15 protein-coding genes and 1 pseudogene are annotated in these 18,285 nt (G+C 72.9%); 6 read left to right on the forward strand and 10 right to left on the reverse strand.

What is annotated here, in order from left to right; translation table 11 throughout:
• Positions 1-47: 47 nt before the first annotated feature.
• Positions 48-725 (reverse strand): alpha/beta fold hydrolase, encoded by a 678-nt coding sequence (locus RIU97_RS00840; RefSeq protein ID WP_404952777.1) that lies wholly within the window; start codon positions 723-725, stop codon positions 48-50.
• 59 nt (positions 726-784) lie between these two features.
• Positions 785-1,717: an NADP-dependent oxidoreductase gene (locus tag RIU97_RS00845; RefSeq protein WP_404952778.1), complete on the reverse strand. Its 933-nt coding sequence runs from the start codon at positions 1,715-1,717 to the stop codon at positions 785-787.
• A gap of 110 nt (positions 1,718-1,827) precedes the next feature.
• Here RIU97_RS00845 and RIU97_RS00850 point away from each other — a divergent pair, with 110 nt between their 5' ends.
• Both RIU97_RS00850 and RIU97_RS00855 read left to right on the forward strand, forming a co-directional pair.
• Positions 1,828-2,784, forward strand: a complete 957-nt coding sequence (locus RIU97_RS00850; protein WP_404952779.1) for a GlxA family transcriptional regulator — start codon at positions 1,828-1,830, stop codon at positions 2,782-2,784.
• A gap of 109 nt (positions 2,785-2,893) precedes the next feature.
• On the forward strand, positions 2,894-4,804 hold the full coding sequence (locus RIU97_RS00855; RefSeq protein WP_404952780.1) for a protein kinase domain-containing protein: 1,911 nt from the start codon (positions 2,894-2,896) through the stop codon (positions 4,802-4,804).
• A gap of 16 nt (positions 4,805-4,820) precedes the next feature.
• Here the strand turns inward: RIU97_RS00855 and RIU97_RS00860 are convergent, their stop codons facing one another.
• The 5 genes from RIU97_RS00860 to RIU97_RS00880 form a co-directional block, all read right to left on the reverse strand.
• The gene (locus RIU97_RS00860; RefSeq protein WP_404952781.1) at positions 4,821-5,375 is read right to left on the reverse strand and encodes a 2'-5' RNA ligase family protein; all 555 of its coding nucleotides are present in this window, start codon (positions 5,373-5,375) and stop codon (positions 4,821-4,823) included.
• A 66-nt stretch (positions 5,376-5,441) separates the two neighbouring features.
• Entirely contained in the window at positions 5,442-6,857 is a 1,416-nt protein-coding gene (locus tag RIU97_RS00865) for a M1 family metallopeptidase (RefSeq protein ID WP_404952782.1), read from the reverse strand.
• Between the two features lie 91 nt (positions 6,858-6,948).
• Complete coding sequence (locus RIU97_RS00870; RefSeq protein WP_404952783.1) at positions 6,949-10,866, reverse strand: Pls/PosA family non-ribosomal peptide synthetase; 3,918 nt, start codon at positions 10,864-10,866, stop codon at positions 6,949-6,951.
• 192 nt (positions 10,867-11,058) lie between these two features.
• Positions 11,059-11,544: a DUF6328 family protein gene (locus tag RIU97_RS00875; RefSeq protein WP_404952784.1), complete on the reverse strand. Its 486-nt coding sequence runs from the start codon at positions 11,542-11,544 to the stop codon at positions 11,059-11,061.
• A gap of 67 nt (positions 11,545-11,611) precedes the next feature.
• On the reverse strand, positions 11,612-12,067 hold the full coding sequence (locus tag RIU97_RS00880; protein WP_404952785.1) for a Fur family transcriptional regulator: 456 nt from the start codon (positions 12,065-12,067) through the stop codon (positions 11,612-11,614).
• 318 nt (positions 12,068-12,385) lie between these two features.
• On the opposite strand from RIU97_RS00880, the gene katG reads away from it, so the two are divergent.
• Both katG and RIU97_RS00890 read left to right on the forward strand, forming a co-directional pair.
• Positions 12,386-14,626, forward strand: coding sequence for a catalase/peroxidase HPI (katG, locus tag RIU97_RS00885; protein WP_404952786.1), 2,241 nt, complete (start codon positions 12,386-12,388; stop codon positions 14,624-14,626).
• Between the two features lie 71 nt (positions 14,627-14,697).
• A complete protein-coding gene (locus RIU97_RS00890; protein WP_404952787.1) occupies positions 14,698-15,150 on the forward strand; it encodes a hypothetical protein in 453 nt (150 codons plus the stop codon).
• 55 nt (positions 15,151-15,205) lie between these two features.
• Here the strand turns inward: RIU97_RS00890 and RIU97_RS00895 are convergent, their stop codons facing one another.
• Both RIU97_RS00895 and RIU97_RS00900 read right to left on the reverse strand, forming a co-directional pair.
• Positions 15,206-15,580, reverse strand: coding sequence for a hypothetical protein (locus RIU97_RS00895; protein WP_404952788.1), 375 nt, complete (start codon positions 15,578-15,580; stop codon positions 15,206-15,208).
• 131 nt (positions 15,581-15,711) lie between these two features.
• Positions 15,712-16,137, reverse strand: coding sequence for a YjbQ family protein (locus RIU97_RS00900; RefSeq protein WP_404952789.1), 426 nt, complete (start codon positions 16,135-16,137; stop codon positions 15,712-15,714).
• Between the two features lie 200 nt (positions 16,138-16,337).
• On the opposite strand from RIU97_RS00900, the pseudogene RIU97_RS00905 reads away from it, so the two are divergent.
• Positions 16,338-16,949 (forward strand): annotated as a pseudogene (locus RIU97_RS00905) (sensor histidine kinase); the annotation flags it as partial.
• 21 nt (positions 16,950-16,970) lie between these two features.
• On the forward strand, positions 16,971-17,876 hold the full coding sequence (locus tag RIU97_RS00910; RefSeq protein ID WP_404952790.1) for a hypothetical protein: 906 nt from the start codon (positions 16,971-16,973) through the stop codon (positions 17,874-17,876).
• Here RIU97_RS00910 and RIU97_RS00915 read toward each other — a convergent pair.
• Positions 17,845-18,270: a VOC family protein gene (locus RIU97_RS00915; RefSeq protein WP_404952791.1), complete on the reverse strand. Its 426-nt coding sequence runs from the start codon at positions 18,268-18,270 to the stop codon at positions 17,845-17,847. The two genes, RIU97_RS00910 and RIU97_RS00915, sit on opposite strands and share 32 nt — an antisense overlap.
• Positions 18,271-18,285: the final 15 nt, after the last annotated feature.

Here is an 18,285-nt window from a genome sequence, read left to right on the forward strand (position 1 = left end):
AGATACGCAAGCGGTACGAGCCGACGCTCGGCCACTCCCGGACCGGGTCAGTCGCCCCGGGCGCTCGCCAGCAGGACCTTCAGCAGCTCCTCCGGGGCGTCCCGCATCAGGTTGTGGCCGCCCGCCAGGGCGTGCGTACGCCAGCCGGGGTCGGCGGCGAGGCGCTCATAGAGCGGGGTGAAGGGCGACCGGCCCTCCCAGCCGGTGGCGTAGACGTAGTCCCTGGTGCGGTACCGGTCGAGCCCGCCCTCCAGGCGGACCGACTGCATCAGGGAGGCCAGCGGGTGCGGGGTGGCCCGCGGGTCGAAGAACGGCAGCGGTGCGCTGGTGTAGCCGGTCTCCCCGACTCCACCGAGGTACCAGGCGCGTTCCCGGTCGGTCACCAGGGACCAGCAGGAGTCGCCGTCCTCCGGGACCACGGCGTCTACGTAGACCAGGCCGGCCACGCGCTCGGGGACGCGGTCGGCGGCTCCGGTGACGACCATGCCGCCGTAGCTGTGGCCGACCAGCACGGCGTCGGTGATCTGGTGGTCCGTCAGGAGGTTGACGAGGTCCGCTATGTGGGTGTCGAGGTTGACGGTGGCGGTGAGCAGGTGCCTGCGGTCCCCCACCCCGGTGAGGGTCAGCGGGTGGGCGTGGTGGCCGTGCGCGCGCAGCTGCCGGGCGAGCGGTTCGAAGACCCACGCGCCGTGCCAGGCGCCGGGTACGAGGACGAAAGTGGTCATCGCGGCATTCCTTCGAGGTCGGTCGAGGCGGTTGTCCGGTCGGGGGCGGTCGGGGGCGGTCAGTCGGTGACGGAGAGGACGATCTTGCCGGTCGTGCGGCGGCTGTCGGCGAGTTCGTGGGCCTTGGCCGCGTCCGCGAGCGGGAGGACGGTGTCGAGTTCGGGGCGCAGCAGCCCGGCTTCGGCGAGTGCGGCGATCTCGCGCATGCCCGCCTGGTCCGCTTCCACGGCCATGAAGACGGCGCGCAGACCGAGCGGCCTTGCGATGTCCGCCAGTTGCGCCTCGGCCGGTGAGGCGAGCGCGATCAGGGTGCCACCGGGGCGCAGGACGCGCAGGGACCGCGGGCCGTAGGCGCCGCCGATCGCGTCGACCACCACGTCGACCGGCTCCACGGCCGTCTCGAACTCGGCTTCGGTGTAGTCGACGAGCTCGTCGGCGCCGAGCGAGCGCAGGAAGTCGTGCTTGGCGGCGCGGGCGGTGCCGATGACGTGGGCGCCGCGCGCCTTGGCGATCTGCACGGCGAGATGGCCGACCCCGCCGGCCGCCGCATGGATCAGTACGCGCTGTCCGGGGCGGACCTCGGCGGTGTCCACCAGGGCCTGCCAGGCGGTCAGTCCGGCCAACGGCAGCGCGGCGGCCTGCTCGTGGGTCAGTGCGGCGGGCTTGCGGACCAGGTGCCGGGCCGGGGAAGTGACGTAGTCGGCATAGGTGCCGGCGGGCAGAGGGTGACGTGGCATGCCGAACACCTCGTCGCCCGGCGCGAGGGTGGTCACCCCCAGGCCGACCGCCTCCACCACGCCCGAGACGTCCCAGCCGAGCCGGATGACCGCGCCGGCCAGGCCTCCGGTGGCGCGGTGCCAGGAGTCGGTCGGGTTGACGCCCGCCGCGTGCACCCGTACCAGCACCTCGGCCGGCCCGGGCACCGGGCGCTCCACCTCGACCACCCGGAGCACCCCGGGCCCGCCGAACTCGTCCTGACCGATCGCACGCATCGTGTTCCCCCTGTCTTCGCCGGGCCCCTGCGGCCCTGTTGGATCAAGGTTCTCCGATGCCGCGGACCACAACGAGCGGCAAGATGGCCATGATGTGAAAGGATCTTGCCATGCATCGTGTCGTCGTCCTGGCCCTCGAAGGCGTCTACCCCTTCGAACTCAGCATCCCCGTACGCATCTTCGGAACCGCGGCCGGATTCGACGGCGAGCCGCTCTACGAGGTCGTCACCTGCAGCCTGGACGGCGGCCCGGTCACCACCAGCGCCGACTTCGCCATCACCGTGGCCCACGGGAGCGAGGCGCTGCGGACCGCGGACACCCTGGTCATCCCCCCGTTCACATGCGGAACCGAAGAGGTCCGGGACTGGCTTCCCGACGAACTGGCCGAGGCGCTCGCCCACTTGCCCGCCGACGCCCGCATCGTCTCCATCTGCACCGCCTCCTACGTGCTGGCCTCGGCCGGCCTCCTCGACGGGCACGCGGCCACCACGCACTGGAACGAGGCCGGAAACTTCCAACAGGCCTTCCCGCAGGTGCAGGTCGACGCGAACGTCCTCTTCGTCGACAACGGCCGGATCCTCACCGCGGCGGGAGTTGCCGCCGGGGTCGACCTGTGCCTCCATCTGGTGCGCCGCGATCACGGCAGCGAGATCGCCAACAGGGTGGCCCGGCTCTGCGTCGTACCGCCGTGGCGGGAGGGCGGCCAGGCCCAGTACATCGACCGTCCGCTGCCCGAGCCGACGGCCGCCACGACGGCCGCCACCCGCGAGTGGGCCCTGCGGCAGCTCCACCGTCCGCTCACCCTGGCCGAGCTCGCCGGCCACGCCGGGATGAGCGTACGGACGTTCTGCCGGCGATTCGGCGAGGAGGTGGGCATGCCGCCCGGCCAGTGGCTCGCCCAGCAGCGGGTCGAACACGCGCGCCGGCTGCTGGAGACCACCGACCTGTCGGTCGATCACGTCGCCTCGCACGCCGGCTTCGGAACGGCCGCGTCCCTGCGCCAGCACCTGGCCCAGACGATCGGGGTCTCCCCCACGGCCTACCGGCAGGCGTTCCGCGTCGGCTGAGGGAGAGGGCATAAGGGGCGCCAAGTCGGCGCCCGGCCGGGCGCGTTGCCGTTACGGGATCATCGGGTTAGATTTCTGGAAACTGATTCTAATTCCGGGCGGGGCAGACGTGTTAGAGCTGACGGGGAGCGGGGCCGAGCCGCTGGAGGCGGGGGATCCGCGCCGGATCGGAGCGATTGCGCTGGCGGGCCGGCTCGGGGCCGGAGGCATGGGGCGGGTGTACCTCGGGGTCCAGGACGGCCGGTACGTCGCCGTCAAGCAGCTGCTGTCCTCCGTCGTCGGCGAGGACGAGGACTTCCTGCGGCGCTTCGGGCACGAGCTGGACAACCTCGCCCGGCTGCCCGCGGAGGCCACCGCGCCGCTGCTCGACAGCGACCGCTCCGCGAGCCCGCCGTGGTTCGCCACCGCGTACATCCCCGGGCTCACCCTGCGCGAGGCCATCGGGCTGCACGGCGGCCCGCTGCCCGCGGACGCGCTGTGGCTGCTGCTGCGCGAGGCGGCGGCGGGCCTGGCGTCGGTGCACGCGCTGGACATGGTGCACCGGGACCTCAAGCCGTCCAACGTCATGCTGACGCTCGACGGCCTCACCCTCATCGACTTCGGCGTCGCCCGGGCCGCGGAACAGAGCCAGCTGACCAGGACCGGCATGGTGGTGGGCACGCCCGCCTACATGGCACCCGAACAGGCCTCGGGCAGACGGCGGTTGAGCGGCGCCACCGACGTGTTCGCGCTGGGCTCGGTCCTCGCGTACGCGGCGTGCGGGCAGCCGCCCTTCGGCGACGAGTCGGGGCACGGCGTGCTGTACCGCATCGTGCACGAGGAGCCCGACCTGGAGCCGTTGCGGGAGGTGGAGCCGGAGCTCGCCGACCTCGTCGCGGCCTGCCTCGACAAGGACCCCGACGCCCGCCCCACCGCGGCCGGGCTCCTCGAACGCGCCGCGCAGCACGGCCCGTTCACGGCGCCGCTGTGGCCGGCGGCCATCGCCGAGCGGCTGACCGAGCGGGCCGCCTTCGCCGCGAACGTGCAGGAGGTCGACGTACCGACGCTCCCGCTCAAGGGTGAGGAGCCGGAACCGGATCCGGATGGGGCACCGGCTCCGGCTCCGGCACCGGCACCGGAGAAGGGGTCCGGGAAGGAACCGGAGGATCCCGGGCCGGCGCCCGCACCCGCCGCTTCCCGTCCGGAACGGCCCGAGCGGCCGGAGCGGCGCCGCCGTACCCGCGTCCTGCTGGCCGTCCTCCCCGTCGTCGTGGTCGCGGGCGGCACGACGCTCGCCATCCAGTACCTGCCGCACATCGGCTCGCCGCAGGTCGAGGCGGGGAACACCCCGCACAGCTCGGTCACGGCGGCGGCCGACCCGACGCCACCGGCGAGCACGGGAGGCATCCCAGCGGCAACGGCGTCACCCGCGCAGTCGCCGGCCACGGACCAAGCGCAGGGCGGGGCCGGCGGCGTCCCGCCGAACGCGGCCGCCGCGGGCACCGGACAGGGCCCCGGTCCCGGTGCGGGCGGCGGCGCCCAGACCGGGCCGGGCGGCGGCTCGGGAGGCTCGGCCGGATCCGGAAACTCCGCGAACGCGGGCGGCGCCGGCAGTACGCGCCCGTCCGGCGGCGGGACGTCCACCGCCCCCACCGCCCCGGCGCCTCCGGCGCCCCCCGCGTCCGGCACGTACCGCTACCGCAACGGCAACAACGGCAAGTGCATCACCCAGGTGTTCGGGGCCTCGGACTTCGGCGAGTGCTCGGACGGGTCCGCCCGCTGGACCGTGCAGGGCAGGTCTGACGGGAGCTTCAAGCTCGTCAACCAGCAGAGCGGCCAGTGCCTGTACTCCAACGGGCTCGGCCAGGCCGTCTTCGTGGGCGACTGCGCGCAGGACGTAGGCCGGATCTGGCGTACGGGTTCGAACGGCGGCCTCCGGAGCGACCTCGGCGGAGGCTGCCTCGACCTGGGCATGGCCAGCGGCCTCGTGACGAAGTCGTGCGGCGGGGAGGCGTCGCAGCGCTGGACGCGGCAGGGCTAGCGCCTCGGTACGGGCCTCATGACCCGCTTCGTTCTCCGAGCGCGAACGATGCCCGTTCTCGCCAGCCCGTGCCGTCGTGGACCAGGAGTTCCACCGACGAGACCTGGGAGGTGAACGGGAGCCCGCCGACGAGGTCGGCCTCGATCTCCTCCAGGGTGGCGACGCCTTCCTGACCTTGGGCGATGGTCAGGTGCGGCACGACCTCGGCGAACCGGCCACCGTACGGCGGAGCCTCGGGCCAGCGGTCCGCGATCGCCTGCGTGAGCTGCCGCAACCGCGTGTCCGGCTCGGGGACGAGGTACAGCACGTCCGGGAACCGCCCGCACTTCTCGAACCGCAGGTCGAACGCCTGGTGGCGGCCCAACAGGTCCGCGAGGGCCGAGTGGACGAGGGCGTCTACCCGGCTCTCTTCAAGGAACGGGAAGAGCACGGTGACATGTGCGGGAAGCCCGTCGTGGGCCGAGGGGTCGAGCCGACCCCGCCACGCCCGGACGACCGGCTCCGCCTCCGGGATCCGGACGACCAGTCCCGTCTGGCCCGCCTCGAACACAGTGGTGCTGTCATCTGCCATGGCACCGCATGGTGTCACCTCCGCCCCCGGACGGCAGGCGACTTTTCTTCACTGAGCGATCAGGCGTTAGGCGGAGGCGCGGCCGCGGCCGCGGCCCTTGCCGGGTCTGCCGTTCGTCGGGGGGTAGCCGGGCTTCTCCGGTATCGACGACGGGGCCGGCGGTGAGGGCAGGGGCGGGAGCGCGGGCGCGTACAGCCAGGCCGAGAACAGGTCGTCCAGCGGTTCGGCGGCGTAGCGGGCCGCATGGGTGGTGAAGCCGGCGGTGGTCACCACCCCGTTGCGGTGCACGGTGAGCCAGTCGCGCAGCATGCGGAAGAACGCGCCGTCACCGAGGGCGCAGCGGATCGCGTGCACGGCGAGGCCCCCGCGCTGGTACAGGCGGTCGTCGAACATCAGCTTGCGGCCCGGGTCGGCCAGCCGCAGGTCCTGCGGCTGCGTGGCCAGCAGCCGGTGTGCGGCGGCCGCCAGCTCCTGCGCGGTGCGCCCGCCGGAGCGCTCCGCCCAGAGCCATTCGGCGTACTTCGCGAAGCCCTCGTTCAGCCAGATGTGCCGCCAGTCGGCGATGGTCACGCTGTTGCCGAACCACTGGTGCGCGAGCTCGTGGGCGATGAGGCGTTCCGAACCGCGCGCGCCGTCCACGTGGTTGGTGCCGAACAGGGAGAGGCCCTGGGCCTCGACCGGTACGTCCAGTTCCTCGTCGGCGACGACGACCGTGTACTCGCCGAAGGGATAGGGGCCGAAGAGTTCCTCGAACAGCTGCATCATCGCGGGCTGCCGGGCGAAGTCGCGGGAGAACTGCGGCAGCAGGTGCGCGGGCACGTGGGCGCTCTGCGGAACGCCGCCGAGCCCGGGGTCGCCGAGCAGCACCGTCTGGTGCATGCCGATGGAAAGGCCGACGAGGTAGCTGGAGGTGGGCGCGGACTGCTCGTACACCCAGGTGGTGGTGCTGGCTCTGGTGGTCCGGGTGAGCAGCCGGCCGCCGGCCACGACCGTGTAGGCGGAGGGCGTGTTGACGGAGATGTGGTACGAGGCCTTGTCGGCGGGCCGGTCGTTGCACGGGTACCAGGAGGGGGCGCCGACCGGCTGGCTGGCCACGAGCGCGCCGTCGGTCAGTTCCTCCCAGCCCAGGCCGCCCCATGGACTGCGCACCGGCTTGGGGTTGCCCGCCCAGTGCACCTCCACGGTGAAGGCGGCGCCGGCCGGCAGCGGCTTGGCCGGCCGGATGCGGAGCTTGCCACCGCGGTGGGTGTAGTGGGGCGCCCGGCCGTTGACCAGGACGCGTCCTATTTTGAACTCGGCCAGGTTGAGGTGGAACTCCGCGAGCGGTGCCCGCCCGGCGATGGCGCTGAGCCGGGCCGTCGCGGCCAGCCGGTTGGGGCCGGGACGGTAATCCAGAGCGAGTTCGTACCGGTGCACTCGGTAACGGGAGTCGCCGTTGGCCGGAAAGTACGGGTCCGATGCCTCTGTCTTCTGGCCGCTCACTGCCGCTTCCGCTCCCTGCGCTGTGCTCGTACGACGTGCTGGTGTCCTGCTGCCGCCACTGCCGCGCCCGACCACCGCAGGGGCGGCCCTTTCAGGACCGCCACGCCTCGATCGGATTGCCCAGCCAGCGGGTGTCGGCGGGGACGGATTCCCCGGCCATCACGAGAGAGGCGGGACCCAGTGTGCTGCGGGCCCCGACCGTGCTGCCGGGCAGGACGATTCCGCCCGGGCCCAGCGTGGCGCCCTCGCGGAGGACCACAGTATCCGTCCTCAAGATCCGGTCGTGGAAGAGGTGTGTCTGCAACACACAGCCGCGGTTCACGCTGACCGCGTCGCCCAGCTCCACCAGGTCCGTTTCGGGCAGCCAGTAGCTCTCGCACCACACGCCGCGGCCGATCCGGGCTCCCAGCGCCCGCAGCCACAGGGCCACCAGTGGGGTGCCGGGCACGGATCCGACCAGCCACGGCACGGCCAGTACCTCGACGAAGGTGTCGGCCAGCTCGTTGCGCCATACGAAGGCGCTCCACAGCGGGTGCTCGCCCACCCGGTGCCGGCCCACCAGCAGCCACTTCGCGGTCACCGCCACCGCGCAGGCGGCCAGACCCGCGGCCAGCAGGACCGCTCCGGACAGCAGCGCGGCTCCCCAGACCCCCAGCCCGGTCGCCGTGATCAGCGCACAGAGCGCCGCCACGGTCAGGACGGCCAGCGCGGCCGAGCAGAAGACGGGGACGAGTCGGCACAGCTCCACCAGGCCGCGCGCCCACAGCAGGTGCGCGGGCGGGTCGTACGTCCGGCTCTGGTCGGCGTCGGCGGTGGACCGCGGCAGCCGGACGGGCGGCAGGCCCAGGTACGAGCTGCCCTTCTTGGCCTTCTTCGGGGTGGCGGACAGGACGCCGACCAGCCCGTCGTCCGGCACGGTACGGCCGGGGGCGGTCATTCCGGAGTTGCCGAGGAAGGCCCGGCGGCCGATCTCGGAGTGTCCGATCCGCACCCAGCCGCCGCCCAGTTCGTAGGGGGCGGTCAGGGTGTCGTCGGCGAGGAACGCGCCTTCGCCCACGGTCGTGAGGCTCGGCAGCGCGAGGACGGTGGACACTTCCGCTCCCCGGCCGATCTTCATGCCGAGCAGCCGCAGCCACACGGGGGTGATCAGCCCGGCGTAGAGCGGGAAGAGCGTCTCCCGGGACAGGTCCATCAGCTGGGTGACCGTCCAGGCCTGCCAGCCGACCCTGCTGTGCGTCGGATGGTTGCCCGTGCGCAGTCCGAGGCTGAGCAGCCGTACGGAGACCAGCAGGAGCAGCGCGTAGGCGAACCCGAAGGCGAGCGCCCCCGGGACGACGGCGATCAGTGCTCCGCGCAGGGCCTGGACGAGGCCGGCGTCGGCGGGTACGAACCGGCTCACCACGAGCAGGGCGGGCACGGTGGCCAGTACGGGCAGGGCGGTGAGGCAGAAGCCGGTGGCTCCGTACATGGCCCGCCAGTGGACCGAACGCGGCGGGCGTTCCTTGGGCCAGTTGCGCTTGGCCTTGCCGAGCTTGCCGGCGGGCGCTCCGGCCCAGCGCTGGCCGGTGGGGATCTGGCCGACCACGGCCGAGCCGGGGGCCACCTCGGCGCGCTTGCCAACGCGGGCGCCGGGGAAGAGGATGCTGCGGGTGCCGACCACCGCGCCGGCGCCGACCTTGACCGTGCCGATCTCCAGCCGGTCCCCGTCCAGCCAGTGCCCGGAGAGGTCGACCTCGGACTCCACGGCGCAGCCGCGGCCGAGTTTGAGCATGCCCGTGACCGGGGGCAGGGAGTGCAGGTCCACCTCGGGGCCGATCTTGGCGCCGAGGGCCCGCCCGTAGCGTTCCAGCCAGGAGCCGGTGAGTGAGGTCGCGCCGACGTATTCAGCCAGCCGCTCGGCCGTCCACAGCCTCAGGTGCACGCTTCCGCCGCGCGGGTAACGGCCCGCCTTCACCCCGCGCAGCAGCAGCCGGGCGCCGCCGGCCGCGATCGCGAGGCGACCGGGCGGGCTGAAGAGCAGCGCGGCTCCGGCGGCGACGAGCCACCAGGACGCGGTCGGCGCCCACGGGTAGGGCCCGAACCAGTGCAGGACGTTGCCCAGGGCGAGCAGCGCCACCGTCCAGCGCAGGCCGATCAGGGTGAAGAGCGGGAGCAGCAGGAGCGACTGCGCCACCTTGGAGCGGAGCGGTACGGGGGCGACGGTCCGGGCCGTGCCGTCGTCCTGGACGGACTTCTCCAGCCGCCGGGCCAGCTTGCGCAGGGTGGGCTGCTGGTAGATGTCGAGTACGGCGGCGCTCGGGTAGCGGGTGCGCAGCCGGGTGGTGAGCTGGGCGGCGGCGAGGCTGCTGCCGCCGATCGCGAAGAAGTCGTCGGCGGCGCCGGTGACGGCCACGCCGAGGGTCTCGCTCCACTGCTCGGCGAGCCAGGCCTCGGTGCCGTAGAGCTGCTCGGCGGGACCGGTGGTCTCCAGTTCGGGCAGGGGCCAGGGCAGCGCGTTCCGGTCCACCTTGCCGGAGGTGCGGGTCGGCAGGTCCTGGACCGGTGCGAGCAGCGGTACGAGGGCGGCGGGCAGCTCGGCGCGCAGCCGCTCGACCGCCGCCGCGTGGTCCCAGCCCTCCTGGGTGACGAGGTAGCCGACGAGCAGCTGGTTGCCGCTGCGGGCGGTGCGTACGGCCGCGGCCGCGCCGGCCACGCCGGGCAGGGCCTGCAGTGCGGCGTCCACCTCGCCCAGCTCGATCCGCCGGCCGCCGAGCTTGATCTGCTCGTCGGCGCGGCCGAGGAAGACCAGGCCTTCCGGTTCGGCGCGGACGAGGTCGCCGCTGCGGTAGGCGCGCTGCCAGCCGAGGGATTCCAGCGGGGCGTACTTCTCGGCGTCCTTCTCGGGGTCGAGGTAGCGGGCGAGGCCGACGCCGCCGATGACGAGCTGGCCGCTGCCGCCCATCGGGACGGGCTCGCCGGATTCGTCGACCACGGCCAGTTCCCAGCCGCTGAGCGGCAGGCCGATCCGGATCGGTTCCTCGCCGGTGAGGAGCGCGGCGCAGGCGACGACGGTGGCCTCGGTGGGGCCGTAGGTGTTCCAGACCTCGCGGCCCTCGGTGACCAGGCGCTGGGTGAGCTCGGGCGGGCAGGCCTCGCCGCCGAAGATCAGCAGCCGGACCTCGTTGAGGGTCTCGGGCTCCCAGAGCGCGGCCAGGGTCGGCACGGTGGAGACCACGGTGATCTCCTGGTCCGCCAGCCAGGGGCCCAGGTCGGCGCCGCTGCGGACCTGGGAGCGCGGGACGGGCACGAGGCAGGCGCCGTAGCGCCAGGCGAGCCACATTTCCTCGCAGGAGGCGTCGAAGGCGACGGACAGCCCGGCCATGACGCGGTCGCCCGGGCCGATCGGCTCCTCGGTGAGGAACAGCGCGGCCTCGGCGTCCACGAAAGCGGCGGCGCTGCGGTGGCTGACGGCGACGCCCTTGGGCTTGCCGGTGGAGCCGGAGGTGAAGATGATCCACGCGTCGTGCTCGGGGCCGGGCCGGGCGGCGCCCGCTCCGGAGTCGGCGGGGTCGGTGACGTCGATGCGCGCTCCGGCGCCCAGCACCGCCCGTACCCCGGCCTCGCCGAAGACGAGCTCGGCGCGCTCGTCCGGGTCCTCGGCGTCGACCGGCACGTAGGCGGCGCCCGCGGCGAGCACGGCGAGGATGCCGGCGTACAACTCGTTGGTGCCGGACGGTACGCGTACCCCGACCCGGTCGCCGAGGCCGACCCCGGCGGCCGCGAGGGCCCGTCGGCGGCGCTCGACCTCCGCGGCCAGCGCCCGGTAGGTCAACCGGGTGGTGCCGTCGTCCAGGGCGAGCTCGTCGGGGTACGCCCGTGCGGAGGCTTCGAAGATGTCGACGAGGGTGCGCGGCGGGGCGGCGGGACCGGCGGAGAACCGGGCGGATTTGCCGGACTCCCCGCACTCGGCCCCGTACGCGTCCCCGCCGTCGAGCAGAGTGAGTTCACCGTGCTCAGGTGTTGCAGCCATCGGCCCTCGCGTCTCGTTCCCGGAACCGTCCGGGTCGCCGGCGGAGCCCAGGTCTGCCCGGGTTGTTCCGTTCCAGCGCCAAACAACCCACCAGTCTAGTGCGGCATCAAGGATTTTCTTGTTGAAGCCTGACGTGTGGCCGGGAAGGAACGATGGCGCCGCACCGTGGTGAACAGGTCGTGAACGGTCCGTTCAGTGCTCGGCGGTGTACCGGATGCGCGCCCACAGCGGGAGGACGAACCAGCAAAGGAGGTACCAGGCCAGCACTCCGGCCACGAGCCAGGGCACGAGGGCGTCGTGGGTGGCCACCCTCAGGACCAGGAAGAGGGCCGCGGTGCAGGTGGCCAGCAGCAGGACGAGCCCTGTGAAGGTGAGGCGCGAGGCCCATGCCACCGCCTCGGGCTTGATGCGCCGGCCCGAGACGATGCGGTGGAAGGCGACGGGCCCGATGAGCGCGCCGGTCGCCAGGGAGCCGAGCACGACGGTGACGATGTAGATGGTCTTGTCGGTCTGCGGAAGTGTGTGGAAGAGGGGGGTGAACACGACCGTCAACAGGAAGCCGAAGAGGATCTGCACGCCCGTCTGGGCGACGCGTATCTCCTGGATCAGCTCCTGCCACTGCCGGTCCGCGCGTTCTTCCTCGCTCTCGCTTCTTCCGTCGTCGGGGGCCTGCGACATGGCGCCTCCACGGGTCAACGGCCTGGGGGGCATGGCAACTCCTTGCTCGTAATCCGGTGAGCGGCGCCTACCCCCTCCGCCCCCGCTCATTCCCGGGCCCCTCCCGCACCCCCTGAGCGCAGGCCGGGCACAGGCCCCGGTAGGTGACCTCGACCGCGGACACCGTGAAGCCGAAGCGTTCCTCCGCCGGGAGGCCGGTCAGCGGGTTTCCGGTCGGATGGACGTCGCGGATCAGGCCACAGCCGGAGCACACCAGGTGCTGGTGCGGGTGGTGCGCGTTGGGGTCGTAGCGCTTGGCCCGGCCGTCGGTGGTGACCTCCATGACCTCGCCGAGGGCGACCAGTTCGCCGAGGGCGTTGTAGACGGTGGCCCGCGAGATCTCGGGCAGCCGCTCGGCCGCGCGGGCGAGCACCTCGTCGGCCGTGAGGTGCACGTGGTCGCCGTCGAGGACCTCCGCGACCACGCGCCGCTGGGACGTCATCCGCCAGCCGCGCCCTCGCAGCCGCTGCAGCAGGTCACTCATATCGGCTCACCTGTTTCAGGTTCGACGGGTACCCGGAGTTCATCGGCGGACGTCCGGGATCCGATCGGATATGGGCTTGGTGTGCTTCTTGACTTGGATTCCGTCCATCGTAGGATCGGTTTCGTAGATAGCCAAGGGACAGGTAGACAGCCGAGAGACAGGAAGACTCCAGAGCGGCAGGTGACACCGTCCGGGACGGTGACCGCCTCGGCGTCGGGCCGACCGACGAGGCCGAGGCCGTGCACGGGGCCCTTGCCCGACAGTTTGCTCGCATTCAGTTCCTGAACACCGTGATCCGCCTGGTACGGAAGGATTCCCATGTCCGAGAACCATGCCGAGAACCATGAGGCGATAGTCGTAGACGCCAAGTCGGAGGGCGGTGGCTGCCCGGTCGCACACGAGCGCGCCCCTCATCCGACCCAGGGCGGCGGAAACCGTCAGTGGTGGCCGGAACGGCTCAACCTCAAGATCCTCGCCAAGAACCCCGCCGTGGCCAATCCGCTGGGCGAGGAGTTCGACTACGCCGAGGCCTTCAAGACCCTCGATCTCCCGGCGGTGAAACGGGACATCGCGCAGGTGCTGACCACCTCCCAGGACTGGTGGCCCGCCGACTTCGGCCACTACGGCCCCTTCATGATCCGGATGGCCTGGCACAGCGCCGGCACCTACCGGATCAGCGACGGCCGCGGTGGCGCCGGCGCCGGCCAGCAGCGTTTCGCACCGCTCAACAGCTGGCCGGACAACGGGAACCTCGACAAGGCCCGCCGGCTCCTGTGGCCGGTCAAGAAGAAGTACGGCCAGAGCCTGTCGTGGGCCGACCTGATGATCCTGACTGGCAACGTGGCCCTGGAGCAGATGGGCTTCGAGACCTTCGGCTTCGGCGGCGGCCGCGCGGACGTCTGGGAGCCCGACGAGGACGTCTACTGGGGTCCCGAGACGACCTGGCTCGACGACGAGCGCTACACCGGCGACCGCGAGCTGGAGAACCCGCTCGGCGCGGTCCAGATGGGCCTCATCTACGTCAACCCGGAGGGCCCGAACGGCACTCCGGACCCGCTGGCCGCCGCGCGCGACATCCGCGAGACGTTCCGCCGGATGGCGATGAACGACGAGGAGACGGTCGCCCTGATCGCGGGCGGCCACACCTTCGGCAAGACCCACGGCGCGGGCCCGGCGGAGAGCGTCGGCGCCGACCCCGAGGCCGCCTCGATCGAGCAGCAGGGCCTCGGCTGGGCGAACTCCTTCGGTACCGGCAAGGGCGCCGACGCGATCACCAGCGGTCTCGAGGGCATCTGGACGAACACTCCGATCACCTGGGACAACAGCTTCTTCGAGATCCTCTTCGGTTATGAGTGGGAGCTGTTCAAGAGCCCCGCCGGCGCCCACCAGTGGCGCCCGAAGGAGGGGGCCGGCGCGGGCACCGTGCCCGATGCCCACGACGCGTCCAAGAGCCACGCTCCCACGATGCTGACGACCGACCTCTCGCTGCGCATCGACCCGGCCTACGAGCAGATCTCCCGGCGCTTCCTGGAGAACCCCGCCGAGTTCGCGGATGCCTTCGCCCGCGCGTGGTTCAAGCTGACCCACCGCGACATGGGCCCGGTCGTGCGCTACCTCGGCCCGGAGGTCCCCGCCGAGACGCTGCTGTGGCAGGACCCGATCCCGCCGGTGACGCACGAGCTCGTCGGCGCGGGCGACATCGCCTCCCTCAAGGAGCAGGTCCTCGCCTCGGACCTGACGGTGTCCCAGCTCGTGTCCACGGCGTGGGCCTCGGCCTCGTCGTTCCGCGGCAGCGACAAGCGCGGCGGCGCCAACGGCGCGCGCATCCGGCTCCAGCCGCAGAGCGGGTGGGAGGTCAACGAGCCCGCCCAGCTGGCGACGGTGCTGCGCACGCTGACGGGGATCCAGGAGTCCTTCAACGCCGCCCAGTCCGGCGGCAAGCGGATCTCGCTGGCCGACCTGATCGTGCTCGCCGGTGCGGCCGCCGTCGAACAGGCCGCCAAGGACGCCGGCTTCGACGTCACGGTGCCCTTCACGCCGGGCCGTGCGGACGCGGCGCAGGAGCAGACGGACGTGGAGGCGTTCGCCGCGCTGGAGCCGACCGCCGACGGCTTCCGCAACTACCTCGGGAAGGGCAACCGGCTGCCGGCCGAGTACCTGCTGCTCGACCGGGCGAACCTGCTGAACCTGAGCGCGCCCGAGCTGACCGTCCTGGTCGGTGGCCTGCGCGTGCTCGGCGCGAACCACCAGCAGTCCTCGCACGGCGTCTTCACCACCTCCCCCGGGTCCCTGACCAACGACTTCTTCGTCAACCTGCTCGACCTGGGGACGACGTGGAAGGCGACGGCCGGCGACGAGAGCACCTTCGAGGGCCGTGACGCCGCCACGGGCGCCGTCAAGTGGACCGGCACCCGTGCCGACCTGGTCTTCGGGTCGAACTCGGAGCTGCGGGCGCTCGCGGAGGTCTACGCGAGCGATGACGCGAAGGGGAAGTTCGTGAAGGACTTCGTCGCCGCGTGGGACAAGGTGATGAACCTGGACCGGTTCGACCTCGTGTGACCCCGACGTCCGGGCCGGCCGGTCCACTTCGGCCGGCCGGCCCGGACGCCCCAGGAGGCGGAACTTTGGAAATGATCTTCCGGAAGCTTCCGGACCAGCGCCACGAGCTCGAAGTACGGGACCGGCGGGGCCCGGACGTCCGGCTGGCGGCCCGGCCGACCGGCCCGACCATGCCCCACGACCTCGTGCACGCGGCGGTCGAGAGCGCGCTCGGGATCACCGACGGGTTCTGGGGTGCCACGGCGGAGGGCGCCACCTTCGATGGATTCGAACCGGTCGGGCCGACCCGTCACCGCCGGTCGGGACTGAAGGTCCTGCGGCGCAAGGGCGAGGCGGTCATGCGGGCCGAGCTCCGCGTCAACTGGGCCTACCGCGTCTGGTCCGGGCTGCCCACGGACGGGCGTGGGCTGGGCCGCAGACTCCTCGACGACCGGGAGACCGCCCTGGCCTCGGCCGCGCTCGACCGCGCGGCGCAGCGCTGGTCCGAGGTCGCGGAGGGCGAAGCCCTCACCTGGCGCTGGTGACGGACCCCGCGCCGCACGGCGGTCCTCGAGCTCGCGCGGACGCGGCCGACAGGAGTCACACGACCCCGGCCATCTCCCGGTCCACGGCGTCGAGTTCCGCCTGACGGCCCATCACCGTCAGCTGCTCCTTGTAGCGGATCAGCGCGGCGACGAGCAGGTCTGCCCGATCGGGCTCCATCGCGTGCATGCGGCGCGCCGCGGCGACGGCCTCCGCGCGCAGGGCCAGGGCCGTCCCGGGCTCGTCGGCGAACTCCTGGCGGCTGTATTCGTACAGCGCGACGGTCAGCAGGGGCAGATACGCCAGCGGGCTCACCTGGGCGAGCACGCGGTAGGCAGCGACCTCCTGACGGACCGGCAGCGCCTGTGATCCGAGGAGGGCCACCCGGGCTCGGAGGACCATGTCGTGGCTGGGGTGCGCTGTGTGAGTCATGACGGTGATTCTCAAAGCCGCACAGGGGCCTGAACAAGACAATCCGCCTGTGCCCTTGGTCCTACGAAAACGCCGTCTGACCTGTCATGATGGTGACGTCTTCACCCCTGCGCCCCCTCTCTGACGCGCCTTCAGCAGCCGAGGAAGGACAGGCGGACCTGGCGCCGGGGGTTGTCCCGGTTGGTGTCCACCAGGGTGACGGACTGCCAGGTGCCCAGCGCGAGCGTTCCGTCGATCACGGGCAGCGTCGCGTGGGGCGGGACGATCGCGGGCAGGACGTGGTCCCGACCGTGGCCGGGGGATCCGTGCCGGTGCCGCCAGCTCTCGTCGGCGGGCAGGAGGGACCGCAGGGCGGTCAGGAGGTCGTCGTCGCTGCCCGCTCCCGTCTCGATGACGGCGAGGCCGGCGGTCGCGTGGGGCGTGAAGACGTTCAGCAGTCCGCACTGGCCCCGTGCCACCTCCCCGAGGAAGGCGGCGCAGGCGGCGGTCAGGTCGTGGACCGTCTCCCGGTCCCCGGTCGTCACGTCGATGGTGCGCGAAGCGAAGGTGTCGGCCATGGCCCCATCCTCACGCCCTGGCTCCCCGCAGCCGTGCAGCCGCGGCCGTGTCGGTCAGCCGACCGGGCCGCCTACGATGATCACAGGGGGCGCGATCCGTCCCCGCACACGCTCCGGGGGATTCGTGACCGAGGTACTGGACGGCCGGTACACCGCCTGCTGCTCGTCGAGGACGACGAGGTGATCCGCGAGACCGTCCGCGGCGGTTCACCACCGATGGCGCGCACGAGCTGCGGACCCCGCTGATGGGCCTGGCCACCTCCGCCGAACTGCTCTCGCAGGAGCTGGCGGTGGATTGCGTCCGGGACCGGGTCAGGGTGTTGGGCGGGCTCGTGGAGGACCTGCTGGAGGTGTCGCGGCTCGACGCCGGAGTGGAGCAGGCCGATCTCGTGCCCCGCCCGCTCGGGTCGCTCGTCGCCGACTGCGTGCACCGGAGGGGGCTGGAGGTGGAGTTGCGGGCCGGGGCGGCGGGCGGTGCCCTGGTGCACACGGACCCGCGCCGGGTGGACCGCATCCTCGCGGACCTCGTCGCCAACGCCCACCGGCACGGGGCCGGGCCCGCGGTCGTCGCCGTCGGCCCGGACTCGGTCACCGTACGGGACCACGGGCCGGGATTTCCGGACGCGCTGCTGGCCGAGGGGCCGCAGCGGTTCCGTACCGGCGCGGCCGAGCGCGGGCGGGGGCGCGGCCTGGGCCTGACGATCGCGCTGGGCCAGGCCAAGGTGGTCGGCGCGGATTTGGCCTTCTCGAACGCCCCGGACGGCGGGACCGTGGCCACGCTTGTCCTGCCCGACGCCGACCCGGCGCAGTAGCCGGTGGAAGGGGGACCGGAGGTGCCCGAGATGTCGGTGGCCGAGGTGAAGGCCTTGACGGAGGAGCTCGTCGCGCTCGATGTCGCGGCCGGGGCCCGGTGGGCGGTGGGCGCGGCCCTGGAGGCGGTCCGTACGGTCAGGCTCGGCAGCCCCGTGCGGGACGACGCGGGGCGGGCCGCGTGCGCCGAGCTGTTCCAGGTCGCCGCGTGGATCGCCTTCGACGCCGAACGGCACGGCGTGTCGCGGCGGCTCCACCTACGGGCCCTGGAGCTGGCCCGGGGCGGCCGCGGGGCCGGACCGGCCCCCGTGGAACCTCTGATCCTCGCGGTGCTGGCGATGCAGGAGGAGCATCTGGGGCGGCCCGGGAGCTCTCTGCGGATCGCCTCGTCCGTGCTGGCCCGCGAGGACCTTCCCGGGCGCGTCGCGGCGATCTTCCAGGTGCGTGCGGGGCGGGCCCTGGCCCGGCTGGGGCGCGGACCCGAGGCCGGGCGGGCCCTGCGCACGGCTGCCGAGTTGCTCGCCGATCCGCCGACGGACCGGGACCCGCCCTGGGCCTGGTGGTTCGACCGCCCCGAGCTCGAAGGCCACCAGGGCCTGGCGCGGGCCGCGCTGGGGGACCTGGACAGGGCGGCCGCCCTGCTCCACGGCGCCGCGCACGCCGGCGGTGACGGCCCGGCCTACCGTGTGCTGTTCGCCGCGGAGCTCGCCCGGGTCCTGGCCCGGGCGGGCGACTGGCGCGAGACCGAGATGGCCATGGGGACCCTGATGGACGCCGTGCCCGCCGTGGGGTCCGTGCGGGCGCTGCGGGTGATGGGCCGGGCCGCCGTGCTCGTCGAAGCCGGCCGCCGCGTACCGCGCCGTACCCGCGACACCGCCCGCCACCTCGCCCGGGAGCTCAGGAGCCCGGTAGCTGCGCCGCCACGATGACGTTGCCGTACAGGTCGGCGAAGTGCAGGGAACGGCCCGCGTCCCCCACCCGTTCGTTCCACACCCGCACGCCAAGGGCACGCAAGTGCGCGCCGGTCCGGCGCACGTCGTCCGTGTAGAGGACGAGCATCGGCTGGCCCCCGCACTGACGGCCGATCAGGTCGCGCTCCCGGGCCGTGGCCGCGGGCATCAGCCAGAGGCCGACCGACGGCCGTCCGGTCGGGCCGGGCAGGCCGATGTGCAGGTAGCGGTAGCCGTCGGCCGTCCGGTCGTGCAGCACGACGAAGCCCAGGACGTCCCGGTAGAAGGCCAGGGCGGCTTCGGCGTCCGCGACGAGCACCACCGTGCGGCCGAGGGCGGTGAACGGGGGTTCGCGGTCGGGAGAGGGGGCCATGGGTGAGTCCTTCCG

The sequence above is a fragment of the Streptomyces sp. 147326 genome (genome assembly GCF_045000215.1).
Taxonomy (GTDB): Bacteria; Actinomycetota; Actinomycetes; order Streptomycetales; family Streptomycetaceae; genus Streptomyces.

Coding starts and splice junctions, on each gene's coding strand:
- RIU97_RS00840 (WP_404952777.1), bottom strand. CDS start 725: ATGACCACTTTCGTCCTCGTACCCGGCGCCTGGCACGGCGCGTGGGTC.
- RIU97_RS00845 (WP_404952778.1), bottom strand. CDS start 1,717: ATGCGTGCGATCGGTCAGGACGAGTTCGGCGGGCCCGGGGTGCTCCGG.
- RIU97_RS00850 (WP_404952779.1), top strand. CDS start 1,828: ATGCATCGTGTCGTCGTCCTGGCCCTCGAAGGCGTCTACCCCTTCGAA.
- RIU97_RS00860 (WP_404952781.1), bottom strand. CDS start 5,375: ATGGCAGATGACAGCACCACTGTGTTCGAGGCGGGCCAGACGGGACTG.
- RIU97_RS00870 (WP_404952783.1), bottom strand. CDS start 10,866: ATGGCTGCAACACCTGAGCACGGTGAACTCACTCTGCTCGACGGCGGG.
- RIU97_RS00875 (WP_404952784.1), bottom strand. CDS start 11,544: ATGTCGCAGGCCCCCGACGACGGAAGAAGCGAGAGCGAGGAAGAACGC.
- RIU97_RS00880 (WP_404952785.1), bottom strand. CDS start 12,067: ATGAGTGACCTGCTGCAGCGGCTGCGAGGGCGCGGCTGGCGGATGACG.
- katG (WP_404952786.1), top strand. CDS start 12,386: ATGTCCGAGAACCATGCCGAGAACCATGAGGCGATAGTCGTAGACGCC.
- RIU97_RS00890 (WP_404952787.1), top strand. CDS start 14,698: ATGATCTTCCGGAAGCTTCCGGACCAGCGCCACGAGCTCGAAGTACGG.
- RIU97_RS00895 (WP_404952788.1), bottom strand. CDS start 15,580: ATGACTCACACAGCGCACCCCAGCCACGACATGGTCCTCCGAGCCCGG.
- RIU97_RS00900 (WP_404952789.1), bottom strand. CDS start 16,137: ATGGCCGACACCTTCGCTTCGCGCACCATCGACGTGACGACCGGGGAC.
- RIU97_RS00915 (WP_404952791.1), bottom strand. CDS start 18,270: ATGGCCCCCTCTCCCGACCGCGAACCCCCGTTCACCGCCCTCGGCCGC.